The following is a 19123-nucleotide window of genomic DNA, read 5'->3' on the forward strand; positions in this document are numbered from 1 at the left end:
TTTCGAGCAATCGCGAGAGTCAAGTACTCGCCGACGGTAGACAGGACAACTAGAGAGGCGGTCTCGGTTAATGAAAGTCGGTGATGACGAACGTGAAGAGCGCTGACTACCTCAGTGACATAAGAGGCGCGATTGAGCTGCTGCGCCATCGGATGCAGCCGGGCCAGTTCTTTGACTCGGAATCCTGTCTTCGTTTCATCGAGACAAATACCGGTGACCCGTACGCCTGCAAAGAGCGTCTGCACATGTATGCGATCGCTAAGGCGATGCTCTCGTGGTTCGAGGGTCAAGACCTGGAAGGGATGAAGCAGTGGTCGTACGTTGCAGCAAAGATCAGGCACATCCTGTTTCAGGAGCGTCCAGCAAAAGACTGCCGGACGCCCATGTATCTGACGCCTTTGCTTTCCGACAACGTGGACCTCGTCGAGTGGTTCTCGCGTTTCGACTATCCATTTACGTCTGGAAGTGGCTCGCTATCTGGGAAGCGGCGTAACAATCCAAAAATGAATGAGTACTACCACTACAACACCCTGCTGGCGTTGCGTGGTGATTGGGAGACTTTGGTCCCGCGCTGCGAGGTATTTCTGGGGGATGTGCCTGCCAAGCTTGGAAGTTACCAAGCTGACTCTCGCTTTCACATGGCGCTAGCGGAAGGGGACGTCGCCCGCATGGAAGCCTCCCTGGACGAGTTGGTCGAGCCAAAGCTGATGAAGCGTCGGCAGGAAGAGGAAAGCGGTACCACCGGGCCATTTATATGCACGTTCGCTATTGTCTACGCAAAGATTGCATGGCTTCACGGTCACCGGGTGCAGGTGTCATCTCCATACGTGCCGAAGGAGTGGCTGCCCATTGCGCCGCTGCCGAAGTACGAGGATACGTTTGCGTTCATGGCGCAATCTGACGACTCGATGCCGGTAGGACGCACGTGATTGCGGGAGCGCGCTTGGGGCAGATATAGTGCTGCGCAACATGACCGATTAATTTAACGATCTTGAAAAGGCGCTTGGGGGGGGCGGCTGGCGCGAAAAGGGCAGCGCGAAACACCGGGCCTCAATCCCTAGATGAACGATTTGCTAAAAGACGGGATCCTGTTTTCAGAAGGAAAGCGTGACTTTGAAAAGTCGCACTTCCTTGGGCTGTTTAAGAATCAGCTTAATGAAAAACAGCTACTATCTGTCTTTGCTGGAATTCCGTCCGGGCAACGCTGTATCAGAGAACTAAGAATGTTCTCGATTCTTCCAGCCTAGATAGCTATCTCTACTTCCAGCCCAAGAGCGACGCTAATCGTCTACTCATGGTGTCTGCGGCCAAGACATGGCTGGAGGAGCTTTCTAGGTATTGTGTCGAGCGGGGAAATTCAAAACCTCAGGGGATAGTGGCAGGCTCACGTGTTGTCGTCCAGGATCGTAAATCATTCCAGATGCCTATAAGTTCGGACACCCCAGCCGGATGGATGCTCTCATTTGTTGGCGATGAAGTTGATTATGCTCTTGGGGATGTAGGTCCAGTAATTGATGGTCTTATGGAGGCGCTTTGCGGCCTCGGTCGTAGTGCGTCCACGTTGACGCGTGAAACGGCTCGGCAGCATGGATCTGTCTACGCTGCCAGGAAGGCCGCCATCGAGGCAACGGGCGGAAAGGTCTATCGGTACGACCAAAAAACCGGAATTCCCACGGAGTATTGATGAAGAAGTCCGTGCAAATATCCATCAGAACTCGTGTCAACACTACCGAGCTGGAGCGAGGTCGGGCACTGGTCGCGCTCCTCGAAAGTCACGGCATGACTCCGGAACAGGTTTCTTTCAACCCGGACAAGTTCAAGGATGACGTCCTTGGGGATGAATCGTTGGAACGTGGGCAGCGATGGCTACCGTCAAATCGCAGGGCCGGAGCTTTGAAGCACCATTTCGTTCGCCTGGCGGCGGAACAGGGTGGTAAGGTCGAGTGGCTACGTGCGGCACCGAATCTATACCCATGCAGGGAAGGTGGTCCCCGCGAGTGTCAGCATCTCCGCCCCGTGGAACTCCCGAGTCGACTGGGGAATGCTGTTCAGTGAGCTTGTCCGGATCTTTCCGCCCCAGATTGGAATGCTCCATCTGTTCACTCCGCGCGAAACTGGGCGACGGGGCGCATGGTCGTCATTTGAAACAGGGTCGTTCGGAGCTTCGCTTGCTCCTTAGCTGCACAACCTTGCGTGGGCAACTTATTTTGGCGACGAGTTCTCAGAAGAGGGCGACCGGGATGCGATGAAGGCGGAGGGCTTCATTGTCGATGAGTACGAAAATGGATACCTGGTGCAGGTCACCGCGAGTCTGGAGGATCTGGATCGAAGCTTTGACGTGTTCTCAGCGAAAAGGATTAAGCTGAAGACCTTGTATCGTCGGGAACTGTTCAGCATCACAGATGAGCCAGAAGCTCCGGCTCCATCCACACGGAGTTCGTCGTTGAGCTAAGTGGAATCATGTCCTGGTACGTCATGCAGCCCTTGGAGGGCTTGCCTTAGAATCCCTCCCATGCCCGAGCTCCCCGAAGTCGAAACCACCCGTCGCGGCCTGGCCCCCCACCTGGAAGGCCGCAGCATCCACGGCGTGATCCTCCGCCGCCCCGACCTGCGCTGGCCTATTCCCGACGAGATCAGCACGCTGCTCCCCGGGCAGGCCATCCAGGGCGTGCGCCGCCGCGCCAAGTACCTGCTGCTCGATACCGCCATCGGCAGCGCGCTGCTGCACCTGGGCATGTCCGGCAGCCTGCGCGTGCTGCCCGGCGACACCCCGGTGCGCGCGCACGACCACGTCGACATCAGCCTGGACAATGGGCGGTTGCTGCGCTTCAACGACCCGCGCCGCTTCGGCAGCCTGCTCTGGCAGCCGGCCGGGGAAACCCATGAGCTGCTGGCAGCGCTGGGGCCCGAGCCGCTGGATGAGGCGTTCGACGGCGACTATCTGTTCGCCCGCAGCCGCGGTCGCAGCGCGTCGGTGAAGACCTTCCTCATGGACCAGGGCATCGTGGTCGGGGTGGGCAACATCTATGCCGCCGAAAGCCTGTTCATGGCTGGGATCAACCCGCTGCGCGAGGCCGGCAAGATCTCCCGCGCGCGCTACCAGCGCCTGGCCGATGCGGTGAAACAGATCCTGGCCTATGCCATCACCCGCGGCGGCACCACCCTGCGCGATTTCATCAATCCGGACGGGGCGCCGGGCTACTTCGAGCAGGAGTTGCTGGTCTACGGGCGTGAAGGCGAGCCCTGCCGCCAGTGTGGCCGGCTGCTCCGCCACGCCATCATCGGCCAGCGCGCCAGCGTCTGGTGCGGGCATTGCCAGCGCTGAATCGTCGCGCGCCTGTCGCCTGCCCGGCGGTATAGTCCGCCCAACGTCACCGGCGGGGGTGTGCGATGGACGAAGGACCGGATATCACCGTGTGGCTGGATTCGGCCCGGGCGGGCGACCGCGCCGCGCTCGACCGGGTCCTGACCCTGCTCTATCACGAGCTGCACAGCATGGCCCGCCGGCAGCTTGCCGGGCAGCAGGGGCGCACCCTGGATGCCACCTCGCTGGTGCACGAGTCCTACCTGAAGCTGCTCGGCTCCCGGGGCGCGGCCCGCTTCGAAGACCGCGCCCACTTCTTCGCCTACGCCGCCTCGGCGATGCGCAGCGTGGTGGTCGATTACGCGCGCAACCGGCTGGCGCGCAAACGCGGCGGTGATCTCAAGCGGGTGGAGCTGCCCGAGAACAGCAGCAGCGGCGTGCGTCTGGATGAAGATCTGCTGGCGCTGGATGTAGCGCTGGCGCAGTTGCATGCGGTGGATGCGCACCTGGCCAAGGTAGTGGAACTGCGGTACTTCGCCGGCCTGTCCGAGCAGGAGATTGCGGACCTGTGCCAACGCTCGGAGCGCAGCATCCGCCGCGACTGGCAGAAGGCGCGCATGTTCCTGCTGGCTTCGGTCGGGGAGCCCTGAAAGGCCACGCATCGTCCGGGGAGAGGACCGATGGAGGCGTCACGCTGGCGGCAGTTGTCCTGCCTGCTGGATCAATTGCTGGAACTGCCCGAACTGGCGCGTGAGCAGCGGCTGCTGCGCCTGCGTGAGGAAGATGCGGGCCTGGCCGACGATGTGGAGCGCCTGCTCGCGCATGAGCGCGACAGCCACGAGTTCCTGGCCCAGCCGCTGTGGACCGCCGCGCCGGAAGACAGCCGGGTGGGTACGCGGGTCGGCCCGTACCGCTTGCTTCGGCCCCTCGGCGAGGGCGGGATGGGCGAGGTCTGGCTGGCCGAGCGCGCCGATGGCCTGTACGAGCGCCAGGTCGCGCTGAAGCTGCTGCGCAGCGGCTATGCCGATCCCGGCCTGCGCCAGCGCTTCAGCCGCGAACGCGAGATTCTGGCGCGGCTGCAGCACCCGAACCTGGCCCATCTGCTGGATGCCGGCGTGGATCTGCAGGGGCAGCCTTACCTTGCGCTGGCCTACGTGGAAGGCGAGCCGATCACCGAGCACTGCCAGCGCCTGGCGCTGCCGCTGGAGCGGCGCCTGCAGCTGATGCTGCAGGTCTGCGCGGTGGTCAGCCATGCGCATGCCAACCTGATCGTGCACCGCGACCTCAAGCCCTCCAACATCCTGGTCACCGCCGAGGGCGAGGTGAAACTGCTGGACTTCGGCATCGCCAAGCTGCTCGACGATGACGAGGGCAAACCGCCCGTGCATCCCCCCACCGAAGCGCGGGCGTTCACGCTTCACTACGCCGCGCCGGAGCAGGTCCGCGGCGAGCCGGTCTCCACGCTGACCGATGTCTATTCCCTGGGCGTGGTGCTGTTCGAGGTGATCACCGGGCAGAAGCCGTATCGCCTGCGCCGGCACAGCGATGCAGAGTGGGAGCGCTCGATCCTGGACGTGCAGGCACCGCGCGCCTCGGCCGTGATGGCCCGTGTGGCCGCCGCCGGTGGCGACCAGGCCGGGGCGGCCAGGCGTCTTTCGCGGCGGCTGCGCGGCGATCTGGACACCATCCTGCTCAAGGCCCTGCAGAAGGAACCTGCGCAGCGCTACGCCTCGGTGGAAGCCCTGGCCCAGGACCTGCGCCGCTTCCTCGAAGGTCGCCCGATCCACGCCCGCCCGCAGCACGTGGGCTACCGGCTGCGCAAATATCTGGGCCGGCATCGCTGGGGCGTGGCGCTGGGCAGCATGGCGGTGCTGGCGCTGCTCGCACTGGCATTGACTGCGCTGTGGCAGATGCAGCAGGCGCGGCGCGAGATCGCGCGTGCGCAGGCCATGCAGGATTTCACGGTGGGCCTGTTCGACCGTGCCGCGGGCGTGCGCCATGGCAGCTTCGATCTGCGCCAGCTGCTGGCCACCGGTCAGCAACGTGGCGAGGCCGAACTGCGCGATCAGCCGCTGTCACTGGCCGAGTTGGAAGGCGTGATCGGCCGGTTGCGGATCGGCATGGGCGATTACCAGCTGGCGCTGCAGACGCTGGACCGCCAGCGCGCGCTGCTGGAAGAGGCCGGCGAGGTGCCGCCGACCCTGCAGCTGGAAGCGGTGACCCAGCGCGGCCGTGCGCTGCGCATGCTCGGCCGCTCGCGCGAGTGTGTGACCCACCTGACACCGATGCAGTCGCTGGCCGCCGAGTACCGCCTGCGGCTACCGGCAGCGGTGGCCGAGTACCACACCCAGCTTGGTCGCTGCCAGCAACTCCTGGGGTACCGCGACAACGCGCGTGCCGCCTTTGAACAGGCGCTGGTGCTGCGGCGCGATGTGCTGCGCGATACCCCCGGCACCTCCGAGAGCCTGGCCGACCTGGCCGCACTGGACAGCGACGATGGCCGCGCGACCGCGGCACTGGCCGGTTACCGCCAGGCGCTGCAGCTGCTGCAGGCGGGCGCCACACAACGGCATCCCCAGCTGATCGCGCTGCGCCGGCACATGGGCGAGACGTTGGCGGCGCAGGGCGACCTTGACGCCGCCGAGCGGGCCCTGGAGATCGCCGGTGCCGATGCGGTGGGGCTGTATGGGCCGGATCACCCGGAGACCCTGTCGATCCGTCGCCTGCGTGCGTTGCTGGCGCTGCAGCGCGGTGATCTGCAGCAGGCACAAACCCAGTTGCAGCAGGTGCATCGCCTGACCCGCCAGGCGCTGGGCGAGCAGCACCGTGACACCGGCCTGACCTGGCATGCGCTGGGCAGGTTGGCGCTGGAGCGTGGCGACAGCGCCACCGCGATCGACGATCTGGGCCGCGCAGTGACGATCTGGCGTCAGCCCGATTGTGTTGGCCTGTTGCCGCAGGGGCTGTATGACTATGCTGCGGCCCTGACCCAGGCCGGTCGTTGGCAGGCCGCCCTGGCCGCCCTGCATGAAGGGCGGCAGTGGCAGGCCGCGCAGCGCGGCGACGACGACGCATCGGTGCAGCAGGCCGATCGGCAGATGGCCGAACTCATCAGCGCACATGGCGATCCACGCCAGGCCGGCGAGCAGCTGGCGGCGCTGATGCGCAGGGTCGACCGTGCCGGGCCCTCGAGCCCGGCGCTGCAGCGCGCGTTGCAGCTGGCCTGGGGCCGCAACCTGGGCCGGATGGGGCAGACCGTGGAAGCGCGCCGCGCGCTGGCACCGTTGCTGGTGGGCGACGCAGCCGACCTGGACAGCCGTGCCGTGCGCTGGCGCGCGCGTGCGGCCATGGCGCAGCTGGACTGCAGCAGCGCACCGGCCCGCGCGCGTGAGGGCCTGGGCCAGCTTCAGCAGGAGCTGCAGGCACAGTGGCCGCAGGGCGGGCAGTTGCTGCAGGAGGTGAACCGGTTGCGCCAGGACTGCCAGCCCGTGCAGGTCGCGGCCGGCCCTTGAGCGCGCTGGCTGAACGCCGCCCCCATTCACCTCGGCGAATTAACGTCTGCGTGCCTATGATGGCCGGCCCTCCCTTGCCATCGCTGCCTGCATGCAACGACGCGACTTCCTCCGCAATGCCTCCGTGGCCCTGGCCGCCTTCGGCCTGCCTGCACTGCCGGCCTGTGCCGCGCAGGGCAACCAGGTCGGCCTGCGCCGGCTGGGCGAGCCGCAGCCGTTCGATTTCGCCTCGCTGAAGGGGCAGGCCCGCGCGCTGTCCCAGGCCGCCTACCAGAGCCACAAGCGGACCCTGCCGGGTCCGGTCGAAGCGCTGGACTGGGACCAGTACCAGTCCATCCAGTACCGCCAGGATCACGCGCTGTGGGCCGACCAGCCCGGGCGCTACCAGGCCAAGTTCTTCCACCTGGGCCTGTACTTCCATTCGCCGGTGCGGATGTTCGACGTGACCGACGGCAAGGCGCAGGAACTGGCGTATGACGGTGCGGCCTTCGACTACGGCAAGAGCGGCCTGAAGGGCAGCCACCTGCCGGCCGACCTCGGCTTTGCCGGCTTCCGGCTTAATACCCGCAAGGACACCGACCGCGATTTCGCCGCGTTCCTCGGTGCCAGCTATTTCCGCGCGGTCGGCAAGGAGGGCCAGTACGGCCAGTCCGCGCGCGGCCTGGCGATCGATACCGGCATGGGCAAACCCGAGGAATTCCCGGATTTCATCGCCTACTACCTGGAACAGCCGGCGGCCGACTCCAACACCCTGGTGGTGTACGCCCTGCTGGATTCGCCGAGCACCACCGGCGCCTACCGCTTCGCGATCACCAACGGTGACGTGCTGCTGATGGACATCGACTGCGCGCTTTACCCGCGCAAGGCGATCGAGCGGCTGGGCATCGCCCCGTGCACCAGCATGTACCAGGTGGGCGAGAACGACCGCCGCATGGCCTGGGACTGGCGCCCGGAGATCCACGATACCGATGGCCTGTCGATGTGGACCGGGGCCGGGGAATGGATCTGGCGCCCGCTGTGCAACCCGTACCACCTGCGCTTCAACATGTTCGTGGACAACAACCCGCGCGGCTTCGGCCTGCTGCAGCGCGACCGCAATTTCGACCACTACCAGGACGACGGCGTCTTCTACGAGAAGCGCCCCTGCCTGTGGGTGGAACCGAAAGGGCAGTGGGGCAAGGGCTCGGTGCAGCTGGTTGAAATCCCGACCGTGGATGAGACCTTCGACAACATCGTGGCGTTCTGGAATCCCGAGGCCAAGCCGCAGCCGGGCCAGGAGCTGTTGCTCGGCTACCGCCTGTACTGGGGCGCGGAGCCGCCGGCGCGTACCCCGCTGGCGCACTGCGTGGCCAGCCGTACCGGCCTGGGTGGGGTGATCGGCAAGAAGCGCGAGTACTTCTCGTGGCGCTTCGCGGTCGATTTCGAAGGCGGCGAACTGGCCGCGTTGATCGACAAGGGCGAAGTGGAAGCCGTGGTCCAGGTCAGCCGTGGCCGCACCGAGATCGTCTCGGCGCGCCCGCTGCGCGAGATCAAGGGCTACCGCGCGATGTTCGACGTGGTGCCACCGGATGACTCGACCGAGCAGATCGATATCCGCCTGTACCTGCGCAGTGGCGGCAAGACCCTTACCGAGACCTGGCTGTACCAGTACAGCCCGCCGCCGAAGGGTGCGCCGGAACGCACGTTGTACTGATTACAGCGGCAATGGGGCCTGCATCGGGTCGATGCGGCCCTCACCGCGCGTGATCTTCTTGAACTCCGCGCGGCTCACCGACACGTAGCGCTCGTTGCCACCGATCTCCACCTGCGGGCCGTCCTTCACCGCGTGGCCGTGTTCGTCCACGCGCACGGTCATCGTGGCCTTCTTGCCACTGTGGCAGATCGTCTTGATCTCCTGCATCTCGTCGGCCCAGGCCAGCAGGTACTGGCTGCCTTCGAACAGTTCGCCGCGGAAATCGGTGCGCAGGCCGTAGCAGAGCACCGGGATGCGCATCTGGTCGACCACTTCGCTGAGCTGCCAGACCTGGCTGCGGCTCAGGAACTGCGCCTCATCCACCAGCACGCAGCCCAGCGGGCCGTGCGTGCCGATGTCCTCGGCGATCAGCTGCTGCAGGTCGGTGTCCTGCTGGAAGGCAATCCCGTCGGCCTTCAGGCCGATCCGCGAGGCGACCACACCGCGCCCGGCGCGGTCGTCCAGCCGCGGGGTCAGGATGGCCACGCGCATGCCCCGCTCGCGGTAGTTGTGCGCCGACTGCAGCAGGGTCGTGGTCTTGCCGGCGTTCATCGCCGAATAATAGAAATAGAGCTTGGCCATGCCAGGATTTTATCCGTTTGGCGGGCCGGACATGACGTTCAATCCGTCGTCGGTACCGTCACCGGCAGGCCGACAGCGATGGTTCCCTCACTTCGCCCGGCATGCTCCAGCTCGCGCGCCTGCCGTTGCCAGTACGCGGTTGGCCTCCAGAATTCATCCCGGTAGAAGACATCCGGGTCCACTCTGCCGCGCACATTCCCGGCGATGCGGACCTCCATCTCCATCCGGGCGCCGGCACGGCCGGTCCGGCTGCCGGTGATCTGGCGAAGTCCGCTGCGCAGTTCACGCTCCAGCCTTGGCTGGGCCGCCGGATCTCCGTACTCGCTGTAGAGCGCGGCGCCTTCCTGCAGCGCACGGTGCTGTTCGGCCGGGTCCAGGGCGGCCCAGTAGCGCTCGCGCACCGCCAGCAGGAAATCCGTACCGCGCTCGGCGGCCAGGTCCATCCAGGCATAGGCCAACGCCCGGTCCTGCTCTCCCCCCCGGCCCTCCCACCACATCTCGGCCAGCGCCGCCTGGGAGAGCTTGTCGGCGTAGCGGGCACCGTAGCGGAAGTAGGTGCGTGCCGCTTCCAGGCGTCCATCGGCCAGGGCTTCCTGGGCAAGCTTGCGGTAGCGCAGATCCGGGTGGCTGGCCAGGAAGGCCGAGGTATGCACGATCTCCTGCCCACGCGGGTCGGTGAAGGCTGGCGGCTCGGCCCACGCGGGCAGCGCCGTGAGGCCGGTCATCAGCACCCCTGCCCACATCCACTGGCTGAATCCGGTCATCCGTCGCGTCCCCTGCGTTGGCCAACGCACTGGATACCCCACCCCCGCGACGGCGTCAATCCGGGCAATGGGGCGTCGATGCGGGGCGAGCCAGGCCCGGTACAATGCCCCTCCCCTGGAGATGGCATGCACGGTCTCAATCCTCCCCAACACGCGGCAGTGATGCACTGCGAAGGTCCTCTGCTGGTGCTTGCGGGCGCGGGCAGTGGCAAGACGCGCGTGATCGTGGAGAAGATCGGCCAGCTGATCGCCAGCAAGCGCTACCCGGCGCGGCGGATCGCGGCGATCACCTTCACCAACAAGTCGGCCAAGGAAATGCGCGAGCGCGTGGCCAAGCGCCTGCGTGGTGACGACGCCGATGAGGTGACGATCTGTACCTTCCATGCGCTGGGCCTGAAGTTCCTGCAGATCGAGCATGCCGCGGTGGGGCTCAAGCGCGGGTTCTCGATCTTCGATGCCGACGATTCGACCGCGCAGGTCAAGGACCTGATGTACGGGGCCAAGCCGGATGACATCGAGGACGTGAAGAACCTGATCTCGCGCGCCAAGAATGCCGGCCTCTCGCCCGAGCAGGCGATGGCCGCCGCGCGCAGCACGCGCGAGAAAGAAGCGGCCAGCGTCTACGAGCGCTACCAGCTGCGCCTGACCGCGTTCAACGCGGTCGATTTCGATGACCTGATCCGGCTGCCGGTGCAGGTGCTGGAAGAGAATCCGGAAATCGCGCTGGCCTGGCGCGAGCGCATCGGCTACCTGCTGGTCGACGAATGCCAGGACACCAACGATGCGCAGTACCGGCTGCTCAAGCAGCTGGCCGGCAGCAAGGGCAACTTCACCTGCGTGGGCGACGATGACCAGTCGATCTACGCCTGGCGCGGTGCGAACCCGGAAAACCTGCAGCAGATGGCGCGCGATTACCCCGCGCTGGAAATCATCAAACTGGAGCAGAACTACCGCTGCTCCAACCGCGTGCTGCGCGCGGCCAATGCGCTGATCGCCAACAACCCGCACGAGCACCTGAAGAAGCTGTGGAGCGACCAGGCCGACGGCGAGCGCATCCGCGTGTGGGAGTGCCGCAACAGCGAGCACGAAGCAGAAAAGGTCGCGGCGGAGATCTCCTTCCTGGCGACCTCCAAGAAGATACCGTGGAGCGATTTCTGCATCCTGTTCCGCGGCAACTTCCAGTCGCGGCCGCTGGAAAAAGCGCTGCAGCTGGTCCGCGCGCCGTATCACATCACCGGCGGCACCGCGTTCCTGGAACGGCAGGAGGTCAAGGACACGCTGTCCTGGCTGCGTCTGTTGGTGAATCCGGACGACGATACGGCGTTCATGCGCGCGGTGCAGTCGCCCAAGCGGGAAGTGGGCGCCGGGACGCTGGCCAAGCTCGCCGAGCTGGCCTCGGAAAAGGATCTGCCGATGGCGCATGCGGCCGAAGCGATCGGTGCGCTCTCGCAGTTGCCACCGCGCGCGGCCAATGGCCTGAGCCGTTTCACCGACATCCTGCGCGATCTGCGCGCGGAGATGCCCAAGCTCAGCTCCGGTGATCTGGTGCGCAAGCTGGTGAAGGACTCCGGGCTGGTCTCGGACCTGCGCAGTTCGTGCAAGGAAGAGTCCGTCTACCAGCGTCGCCTTGGCAACCTGGAAGAACTGGCGCAGTGGTTCGAAGGCGGCCCGCGCGGGGCGTCCACCGCCGATCTGGCCGCGCAGCTGGCGTTGCTTTCACGCAACGACAAGGACGACGGTGGCAACCAGGTGCGGATGATGACCATGCATGCCTCCAAGGGCCTGGAATTCCCGTACGTGTTCATCATCGGCTGCGAGGACGGCGTGCTGCCGCACCAGGTCAGCCTGGATGAAGGCAACCTGCAGGAAGAGCGGCGCCTGCTGTACGTGGGCATCACCCGCGCCAAGGTGCAGCTGTGGATGAGCTACAGCAAGCTGACCCGCAAATTCGGCGAACACGTGCGGCTCAAGCCCAGCCGCTTCTTCGATGAGATACCGGCCGAGGAAATGCAGCGCGACGGTGCCGATCCGGTTGCCGATGCCGCGCGCAAGAAAGAGCGCGCCAGCGCCGGGCTGGCCGCGATCCAGGCACTGTTCGACTGACCCGACGCCCCGGTAGAGCCGACCGTTGGTCGGCTGCGCTTCGACCGGGCAGGCGGCAGCCGACCAACGGTCGGCTCTACCGTGTTCGAGAGGCGCGTTGCACAATCGAGGCATCGCCCTTCGCAGTGACCCGCATGTCCGCCGTGATCCAGACCGACCGCCTGCACCTGCGCCTGATCGATCCCGATCATGACGCCGCCGACATGCTGGCCCTGCTCAACGAGCCGGGATTCATCCGCAACATCGCCGACCGCGGGGTACGCACCCTGGCACAGGCACGCGACTACACCGCCGAGCGCGTGCTCGGCAGCTACACCCTCAACGGGTTTGGCATGTACGCCATCGTGCGCCGCGACGACGGCGCCTGGCTGGGCAATGCCGGCCTGGTCCGCCGCGCGGGGCTGCCGGCACCGGATATCGGCTATGCATTGCTCTCGCAGTACGAAGGCCATGGCTACGCGTTCGAAGCTGCGCGCGGGGTGATGCACTACGCGCGCGATGTGCTCGGTCACACCGACCTGTACGGCATCGTTTCGCCGGACAACCTGCGCTCGGCCGCGCTGCTGCGCAAGCTGGGCATGGAGGATCGGGGCGACCTGCTGCTGCCGCCGCCGCATGACGAAGTGGTGCTGCTGTTTGCCACGCCGGGCGCGCCGGCCCCCCAACGGTAAAGCCGACCGTCGCTCGGCTGCGCTTCGCAAGCCAGCCAATCAGCACCCCGGGGTAGAGCCGACCGTTGGTCGGCTGCTCTCACCCGCCCAACTGCGCGCGCAACGCCGCCAGCTGTTCCTGCAATTCGGCCACGGTGGTCTCCAGCTGCTGCACACGGGATTCCAGCGCCGGATTGGCACTGCCGCCGCCGCTGGACGGCGCCGACCGGTACTGCTCGGCCAACGCCTGCACATCCACCGGGCCGCCCAGCAGGTGCATGTAGCGGTCTTCGCGCTGGCCACTGGCGCGCGGCAACTGCACCGCCATGCCGCGCTGGATCATGCGCTCCAGGTGGTGGCGCAGTTCCTCCACGTCCTGGAAGCGGACCAGGCGCTCGCTGCGGGTCAGCAGTTCGTTGAGGGTCTGCGGGCCGCGCAGCAGCAACAGGCCCAGGATCGCCAGCTGCTGGCGGGTCAGGTCCAGCGCGGCGCCGGCGCGGTGCTCGTAGCGCTCGGCGCGCGAGGAGTACTGCTGGCGCGCCAGGCCCAGGGTCTCCAGCTGGCGCAGTGCGTGGTGCACGTCACCGGCCGACAGCGCCATCACCGGCTCGCGCGCGGTCTTCTGGTTGGCCGCCACCTGCGCGGCGTTGACCGTCAGCGGGTAGGCGTCCGGGGTGGTCGCCTCCTTCTCGATCAGGCAGCCCAACGCGCGGGCCTGGGCCGCGCTGAGCACGGGCAGGGCAGGGGTCTGGGTGTCGTCGGTCATGAGGCGCTCCGGGGTGTTTCAGGGGCGTGCAGCATAGCCGAGCCCCGCCTTGCGCATGAATGCCGCGGGACAAGCCGGTAAACTGGCGCGAATCTGTTGCCGGTGAATGCCATGCGTCGTAGTGCTGTTTCCCTGTCCGTGCTTGCCTGTGCCGTGCTGGCACTGAGTGCCTGCAAGCGCACCGAAACCCCGGCCGATGCCGCCCCGCCGGCCGCGGCTGCTGCCGCGAGCGCGCCGGCCGCCACCGGCGATGCCGCCGTGGCCGCCAATGACAACCTCAATGCGGTGCTGTGGATGCAGCGCTCGCAGGAGTACCGGGCGATCACCGAGCAGACCTACCGTGCGGCGGCCGATCACCTGGACAAGGCGCTGAAGGAAGCCAACTGGGACGCGCTGGTGCCCGAGGAACGCGGCAATGCCGCCAAGGGCCTGAAGCCGGCCGTGGTGCTGGACGTGGATGAGACCGTGTTGGACAACTCGCCCTACCAGGCGCGCCTGGTGCGCGATGGCAAGGAATACGACGAGCTGAGCTGGGACCAGTGGGTGGCCGAAAAGAAGGCCAAGGCGATTCCGGGCGTGGTCGATTTTGCCAAGGCCGCCAATGCCAAAGGCGTGACCCTGCTGTACATCTCCAACCGCGCCGTACATCTCAAGGACGCCACGCTGGCCAACCTGCGCGAGCAGGGCCTGCCGGTGGCCGACGACAGCGTGTTCCTCGGCCTGGGCACCGTGGTGGACGGCTGCGAGCAGGCTGGCAGCGAGAAGAACTGCCGCCGCCGCCTGGCCGGCCAGAACTACCGCGTGCTGATGCAGTTCGGTGACCAGCTGGGCGACTTCGTGGAAGTCACCGCCAACACCAACGAAGGCCGCGACGCGCTGCTGCAGCAGTACCACGACTGGTTCGGCGAGCGCTGGTGGATGCTGCCCAACCCGACCTACGGCGGCTTCGAGCCGGCCCAGTTCAACAACGATTACAGCCAGTCACGCCAGGCCCGCCACGACGCCAAGCGCGCCGCGCTGGATTACGCACCGTGAGCCGCGCGCCGCTGCCGCTGCGGGACGAGGAGCGCCTGATCTTCGCGCTCGACGTGCCGGGCCGTGACGATGCGCTGGCCTGGGTCGATCGCCTCGGCGATGCCGTGTCGTTCTACAAGATCGGCATGGAACTGCTGGCCTCCGGCGAGTATTTCGAGGTGCTCGATGCGCTGGCCGCGCGCGACAAGCGCGTGTTCGTCGATCTGAAGTTCTTCGACATCCCGGCCACTGCCGCGGCGGTGATCAAGCGGCTGTCGCAGTGGCCGGTGAGCTACGCCACCATCCATGGCTGGCACCCGGCGATGATGGAGGCCTGCGCGGCCGCCAACGGCAGCGACATGCGCCTGCTGGCGGTGACCGTGCTGACCTCGATGGGCCGCAGCGACCTGGCCGGCATGGGCATCGACCGTGAGCCGGTGGAGGTGGTGGTCGAGCGCGCGCTGGCCGCCAAGGCAGCCGGCATCGACGGGGTGATCGCCTCCGGCCAGGAGGCCGGGCCGATCCGCGCGGCCACCGGCGCCGGCTTCTCGATCGTCTGCCCGGGCATCCGCCCCGGTGGCCCGGTCGGCGATGACCAGAAGCGCACCGTGGGCGTGGCCCAGGCCTTTGCCGACGGCGCCGATGCGATCGTGGTCGGCCGTCCGATCCGCCTCGCCAGCGACCCGCAGGCCGCCGCCCGCGCGATCCAGGCCGAGATCGCCCAGGCGCTCGCCGCGCGCTGAGGCAGTGACGGGGCGGAGCTGCCCCGTCACCACCGGTTTTTCTGTACATTCAAGGGCTTGCGCATAGAGCGCAGGGTCGGCAGGTCTGCCGGCTTGCCGCTGTCACCGAACAGGCCGCAAGATGCGGACCGGTCCGGGGAGTCCGAATTCATGTCCATGTCGTTGAAGCCGTGGCAGTACCGAGGGCAGGCGTTGGCGCTGGCCCTGTGCGGGTTGGTGCTGCTCAGTGCCTGCAAGGACAAGCGGATCGATCCGGACGCGCCGGCGTCCGAGCCGGTCGCGGCCCTGCAGCAGCTGGCCCAGCGGGTCGCCGACAACGATCTGGTCGGGTATGCCAAGGCGGCGGTGCCGCCGGCCCAGTACGCACGCCTGCAGGGCGCGTGGAGCCAGGGCCACAGCCGCTGGCCGCTGACCGAGCTGCCGCTGGATGGGCAGTTGCTGCCGATGCTGGCCGCGCTGTCGCGGCCGGATGCGCCGCAGCGGCTGCAGCGTTCGTTCGATACCCAGATCGCCGGCCAGGCCACGCAGGTTCGCCAGGCGGCCCACTCGATGGGCCTGTTCGGCGAGCAGTACCTGCGCAACCAGAGCGAGTACAGCGACAGCGAGCGCGCCCATTACACCCAGGTCGTGAAAGCACTGAGCCGTTGGGCCGCTGCCGCGCCACTGACGGACAAGCAGCGGGCGAAGACGACCATTACCCTGCTGACGGCCACCGCGCGCACCGCCGGGCTGTCCACCGATGCGGAGCTGCAGGCCGCCGGCATGGAAGAAAGCCTGCGCCGGCTTGGCCCGTTCATCAAGGCCTTCAAGACCGCGCTGGCCAGCTATGGGCTGTCCTTGGATGCGGCACTGACCGAACTGCGCGGCGAGCTGACCTCCGAACTGGGCGACGACGCCGTGGTGCGCATCCAGTACACGCTGGCCGGCGAGCAGATCGAAGCGCAGGTGCGGATGACGCGGCGCGACGGGCACTGGTATGTGACCCGCACGCTGGAAGACACCGACGCGCTGCTGCAGGCCGCCGACGCCGCGCAAGCTGAACATGACGCCCGCCAGGCGGCCGAGGCAGAAGCCGCTGCAGCGGTCAAGGACGATGCTTCCGCATCGGCTAAGCCATAATGAAGCCGATGCCGAACCAGAATCCCCTGCCTTTCCCCGGCGAAGAGCCGCCCAAGACGCCGGACGCCACGTCCTCGTCGCCCGCTATCGTGCCGTCCGACGGTGCTGCCGCTCCGGTTCCGCCGGTCGCTGGCGCGCCCGCGGAGGCCGTTGCCGCCGATGCGGAGCCGGCGGCCATCGTGCCGTCGGCGATCGTGCCCGGCACCCGTGCGCCCAGCGGCCGCCCGCCGTGGTGGTCGCGCCTGCTTGGCCGCCTGGTCGAGCCGTGGCTGTCGCTGAAGATCGAACCCGAACATCCCGGCCAGTACAACGATGGCCGGCCGGTGGTCTACGTGCTGGAAGACTACGGTCTGTCCAACGCGCTGATCCTGGACAAGGCCTGCCGCGAGGCCGGCCTGCCGTCCCCGCTGGTGCCCATCGCCGGTGACCCGACCGGGCGCAAGCGCGCCTACCTGGCCCTGTCGCGCCGGAGCAGCAGCAACTCGCTGATCCCCGAGCAGCGCGGGGCCAAGACCCACTCCGACTCGCTGGCCAAGGTCCTGCAGGCGCACCGCGCCCGCGGCGAGCTGGACGTGCACCTGGTGCCGGTGTCGATCTTCGTCGGCCGCGCGCCGGACAAGCAGAGCGGCTGGTTCGCGGTGCTGTTCTCGGAAAACTGGGCCCTGGTGGGGCGTTTCCGTCGCCTGCTCGCGGTGCTGCTCAACGGCCGCAGCACGATCGTGCGCTTCGCCCCGCCGATCTCGCTGCGCACCACGGTCGATGAGGGGCTGGACCCCGAGCGCACCGTGCGCAAGCTGCAGCGCGTGCTGCGGACCCATTTCCGCCGCATCCGCGAATCGGTGATCGGGCCGGATCTGTCCACCCGCCGCCTGCTGGTGGACAAGGTGCTCGACGCGGACACCGTGCGCGAAGCGATCGCCTCGCAGGCCAAGCGCGACAACTCCAAGCCGGCCGATGCCTGGAAGAAAGCCCACGCCTACGCGTGGGAAATCGCCGCGGATTACTCCAGTCCGGTGGTGCGTTCGGCCAGCTTCATGCTCAGCCATGTCTGGAACCGCATCTATGCCGGCGTGCTGGTCCACCACCTGGACAAGTTCAAGGCGGCCGCGCCCGGGCACGAAGTGGTCTATGTGCCCAGCCACCGCAGCCACATGGATTACCTGCTGCTGTCCTACCTGCTGTACGACCGCGGCATCGTGCCGCCGCACATCGTGGCCGGCATCAACCTGAACCTGCCGGTGGTCGGCACGCTGCTGCGCAAGGGCGGTGCGTTCTTCATCCGCCGCTCGATCCGTGGCAACGCGCTGTACTCGGCGGTGCTCAGCGAATACGTGGCCCAGCTGGTCGCCGGCGGTTACTCGATCGAGTACTTCGTCGAAGGCGGCCGCTCGCGCACCGGGCGCCTGCTGCAGCCCAAGGGCGGCATGATCTCGATGACGCTGCGCGCGTTCCTGCGCCAGCCGCGCAAGCCGGTGCTGTTCCAGCCGGTCTACATCGGCTATGAAAAGCTGATGGAAGGCGGCAGCTACCTGGACGAACTGTCGGGCCGGCCGAAGGAGAAGGAATCGATCTGGTCGCTGCTGTGGTCGATCCCGAAGGTGCTCAAACAGAACTACGGTCAGGTGGTGGTGAACTTCGGCGAGCCGATCGCGCTCAACGACGTGCTCGCCCAGCGTGCACCGGAGTGGAACGGCCAGCCGGTCGGCGAAGACGAGAAGCCCTCGTGGCTGTCCGGCACGGTGGATCACCTGGCCGAACGCATCCAGGTGCATATCAACGGCGCCGCCGACGTCAATCCGATCAACCTGCTCGCGCTGGCGCTGCTGTCCACGCCCAAGCATGCGATGGGCGAGGCGGACCTGATCGCGCAGATCGAACTGTGCAAGACCCTGCTGGTGGAGATGCCGTATTCGGACCGGGTGACGGTGACCCCGCACTCGCCGGAGCGGATCATTGCCCATGCCGAGGAGATCAACGTCCTCACCCGCATCAAGCACCCGCTGGGCGACGTGCTCAGCGTCAGCGGCGACACCGCGGTGCTGCTGAGCTACTTCCGCAACAACGTCATCCACCTGTTCACCGCCTCGTCGTGGGTGGCCTGCTGCTTCCAGAACAACCGCCGCATGAGCCGCACCGGGCTGGTCCAGCTGGGCCGCACGGTGTATCCGTTCCTGCAGGCCGAGCTGTTCCTGCCGTGGACCGAAGACGAGTTCGCCCAACGCATCGAGCAGACCATCAATGTGTTCGTGCGCGAAGGGCTGCTGCAGAACATCAACGACGACGACGGCGGCATCCTGGCACGCAACACCGGGCAGACCGATGAAGTCTTCCGCCTGCGCGCGATCGGCCATTCGCTGCAGCAGGCGTTCGAGCGCTATTACATCGCGATCTCGGTGCTGGTGAAGAACGGCCCGGGCACGTTGGGTGCGGCCGAGCTGGAAAGCCTGTGCCAGCAGGCCGCGCAGCGCCTGAGCCTGCTCTATGCACCGGCCGCGCCGGAGTTCTTCGACCGCACCCTGTTCCGCGGCTTCATCCAGAAGCTGCGCGAGCTGCGCCTGGTGTGGCCGGATGAAAACAGCAAGCTGTTGTTCGATGCGCGCCTGGATGCGTGGGCCAAGGATGCGAAATTCATCCTCGGCCGCGAACTGCGCCACACCATCGAGCGCGTCAGCCCGGAAGCGGCGAAGCCAGAGGAACCGGTAGCCCAGGATTGACGACGGCACGTCGTCGATCCGGCGCATCCGGACGTATCCGGATCTTGTTGCGTTCGCCAGCAATCCGTAGGTACCGACCGTTGGTCGGTACCCGCGCGCAAGCGCGGCACAAGCGTCCGG

General features: G+C 66.8%; 14 protein-coding genes. 11 read left to right on the forward strand and 3 right to left on the reverse strand.

The features are described from left to right. The first annotated feature begins 83 nt into the window (after positions 1 to 83). From ACTT2I_RS18350 to ACTT2I_RS18370, 5 genes are all read left to right on the forward strand, one after another. Positions 84 to 929 (forward strand): hypothetical protein, encoded by an 846-nt coding sequence (locus ACTT2I_RS18350; RefSeq protein ID WP_421100046.1) that lies wholly within the window; start codon positions 84 to 86, stop codon positions 927 to 929. 1583 nt (positions 930 to 2512) lie between these two features. Further along, a complete protein-coding gene (mutM, locus tag ACTT2I_RS18355) occupies positions 2513 to 3325 on the forward strand; it encodes a bifunctional DNA-formamidopyrimidine glycosylase/DNA-(apurinic or apyrimidinic site) lyase (protein ID WP_421100047.1) in 813 nt (270 codons plus the stop codon). A 65-nt stretch (positions 3326 to 3390) separates the two neighbouring features. Further along, a complete protein-coding gene (locus tag ACTT2I_RS18360; protein WP_088435324.1) occupies positions 3391 to 3954 on the forward strand; it encodes an ECF-type sigma factor in 564 nt (187 codons plus the stop codon). Between the two features lie 30 nt (positions 3955 to 3984). After that, entirely contained in the window at positions 3985 to 6816 is a 2832-nt protein-coding gene (locus ACTT2I_RS18365; protein ID WP_293979380.1) for a serine/threonine-protein kinase, read from the forward strand. A gap of 91 nt (positions 6817 to 6907) precedes the next feature. Further along, positions 6908 to 8509: a glucan biosynthesis protein gene (locus ACTT2I_RS18370; protein WP_421100048.1), complete on the forward strand. Its 1602-nt coding sequence runs from the start codon at positions 6908 to 6910 to the stop codon at positions 8507 to 8509. Here ACTT2I_RS18370 and ACTT2I_RS18375 read toward each other — a convergent pair whose 3' ends face one another. Continuing rightward, positions 8510 to 9130, reverse strand: a complete 621-nt coding sequence (locus ACTT2I_RS18375; protein WP_088435327.1) for a thymidine kinase — start codon at positions 9128 to 9130, stop codon at positions 8510 to 8512. A gap of 38 nt (positions 9131 to 9168) precedes the next feature. After that, entirely contained in the window at positions 9169 to 9894 is a 726-nt protein-coding gene (locus ACTT2I_RS18380; protein WP_421100049.1) for a hypothetical protein, read from the reverse strand. A 126-nt stretch (positions 9895 to 10020) separates the two neighbouring features. On the opposite strand from ACTT2I_RS18380, the gene ACTT2I_RS18385 reads away from it, so the two are divergent. Together ACTT2I_RS18385 and ACTT2I_RS18390 are read left to right on the forward strand one after the other, a co-directional pair. Further along, the gene (locus tag ACTT2I_RS18385; RefSeq protein ID WP_088435328.1) at positions 10021 to 11997 is read left to right on the forward strand and encodes a UvrD-helicase domain-containing protein; all 1977 of its coding nucleotides are present in this window, start codon (positions 10021 to 10023) and stop codon (positions 11995 to 11997) included. Between the two features lie 134 nt (positions 11998 to 12131). Further along, positions 12132 to 12668 (forward strand): GNAT family N-acetyltransferase, encoded by a 537-nt coding sequence (locus ACTT2I_RS18390; protein WP_293984987.1) that lies wholly within the window; start codon positions 12132 to 12134, stop codon positions 12666 to 12668. Positions 12669 to 12747: 79 nt separating this feature from the next. On the opposite strand, the gene ACTT2I_RS18395 is transcribed toward ACTT2I_RS18390, so the two are convergent. Continuing rightward, entirely contained in the window at positions 12748 to 13413 is a 666-nt protein-coding gene (locus ACTT2I_RS18395) for a YceH family protein (RefSeq protein WP_088435330.1), read from the reverse strand. A 111-nt stretch (positions 13414 to 13524) separates the two neighbouring features. Between ACTT2I_RS18395 and ACTT2I_RS18400 the strand changes: the two genes are divergently transcribed. The 4 genes from ACTT2I_RS18400 (at position 13525) to plsB (ending at position 19003) form a co-directional block, all read left to right on the forward strand. Continuing rightward, entirely contained in the window at positions 13525 to 14448 is a 924-nt protein-coding gene (locus tag ACTT2I_RS18400) for a 5'-nucleotidase, lipoprotein e(P4) family (RefSeq protein ID WP_172407614.1), read from the forward strand. After that, positions 14445 to 15170 carry an orotidine-5'-phosphate decarboxylase gene (gene pyrF / locus ACTT2I_RS18405; RefSeq protein ID WP_421100050.1) on the forward strand — a complete coding sequence of 242 codons (726 nt, stop codon included), beginning with the start codon at positions 14445 to 14447 and terminating at the stop codon, positions 15168 to 15170. Before ACTT2I_RS18400 ends, pyrF begins: the two co-directional genes overlap by 4 nt. Before the next feature lie 150 nt (positions 15171 to 15320). Further along, a complete protein-coding gene (locus ACTT2I_RS18410) occupies positions 15321 to 16289 on the forward strand; it encodes a hypothetical protein (protein WP_421100051.1) in 969 nt (322 codons plus the stop codon). Beyond that, entirely contained in the window at positions 16289 to 19003 is a 2715-nt protein-coding gene (gene plsB / locus ACTT2I_RS18415) for a glycerol-3-phosphate 1-O-acyltransferase PlsB (protein ID WP_421100052.1), read from the forward strand. The genes ACTT2I_RS18410 and plsB overlap by 1 nt, the downstream gene beginning before the upstream one ends. The last annotated feature ends 120 nt before the right edge of the window (positions 19004 to 19123 follow it).

Source organism: Stenotrophomonas sp. PUT21, from assembly GCF_052232875.1.
Lineage (GTDB): Bacteria > Pseudomonadota > Gammaproteobacteria > Xanthomonadales > Xanthomonadaceae > Stenotrophomonas > Stenotrophomonas maltophilia_N.

What these genes read in the sequence shown, in the direction of transcription:
- ACTT2I_RS18350 (WP_421100046.1), top strand. Translation starts at nt 84, where the DNA reads ATGACGAACGTGAAGAGCGCTGACTACCTCAGTGACATAAGAGGCGCG.
- mutM (WP_421100047.1), top strand. Translation starts at nt 2,513, where the DNA reads ATGCCCGAGCTCCCCGAAGTCGAAACCACCCGTCGCGGCCTGGCCCCC.
- ACTT2I_RS18360 (WP_088435324.1), top strand. Translation starts at nt 3,391, where the DNA reads ATGGACGAAGGACCGGATATCACCGTGTGGCTGGATTCGGCCCGGGCG.
- ACTT2I_RS18365 (WP_293979380.1), top strand. Translation starts at nt 3,985, where the DNA reads ATGGAGGCGTCACGCTGGCGGCAGTTGTCCTGCCTGCTGGATCAATTG.
- ACTT2I_RS18370 (WP_421100048.1), top strand. Translation starts at nt 6,908, where the DNA reads ATGCAACGACGCGACTTCCTCCGCAATGCCTCCGTGGCCCTGGCCGCC.
- ACTT2I_RS18375 (WP_088435327.1), bottom strand. Translation starts at nt 9,130, where the DNA reads ATGGCCAAGCTCTATTTCTATTATTCGGCGATGAACGCCGGCAAGACC.
- ACTT2I_RS18380 (WP_421100049.1), bottom strand. Translation starts at nt 9,894, where the DNA reads ATGACCGGATTCAGCCAGTGGATGTGGGCAGGGGTGCTGATGACCGGC.
- ACTT2I_RS18385 (WP_088435328.1), top strand. Translation starts at nt 10,021, where the DNA reads ATGCACGGTCTCAATCCTCCCCAACACGCGGCAGTGATGCACTGCGAA.
- ACTT2I_RS18390 (WP_293984987.1), top strand. Translation starts at nt 12,132, where the DNA reads ATGTCCGCCGTGATCCAGACCGACCGCCTGCACCTGCGCCTGATCGAT.
- ACTT2I_RS18395 (WP_088435330.1), bottom strand. Translation starts at nt 13,413, where the DNA reads ATGACCGACGACACCCAGACCCCTGCCCTGCCCGTGCTCAGCGCGGCC.
- ACTT2I_RS18400 (WP_172407614.1), top strand. Translation starts at nt 13,525, where the DNA reads ATGCGTCGTAGTGCTGTTTCCCTGTCCGTGCTTGCCTGTGCCGTGCTG.
- ACTT2I_RS18410 (WP_421100051.1), top strand. Translation starts at nt 15,321, where the DNA reads ATGTCCATGTCGTTGAAGCCGTGGCAGTACCGAGGGCAGGCGTTGGCG.
- plsB (WP_421100052.1), top strand. Translation starts at nt 16,289, where the DNA reads ATGAAGCCGATGCCGAACCAGAATCCCCTGCCTTTCCCCGGCGAAGAG.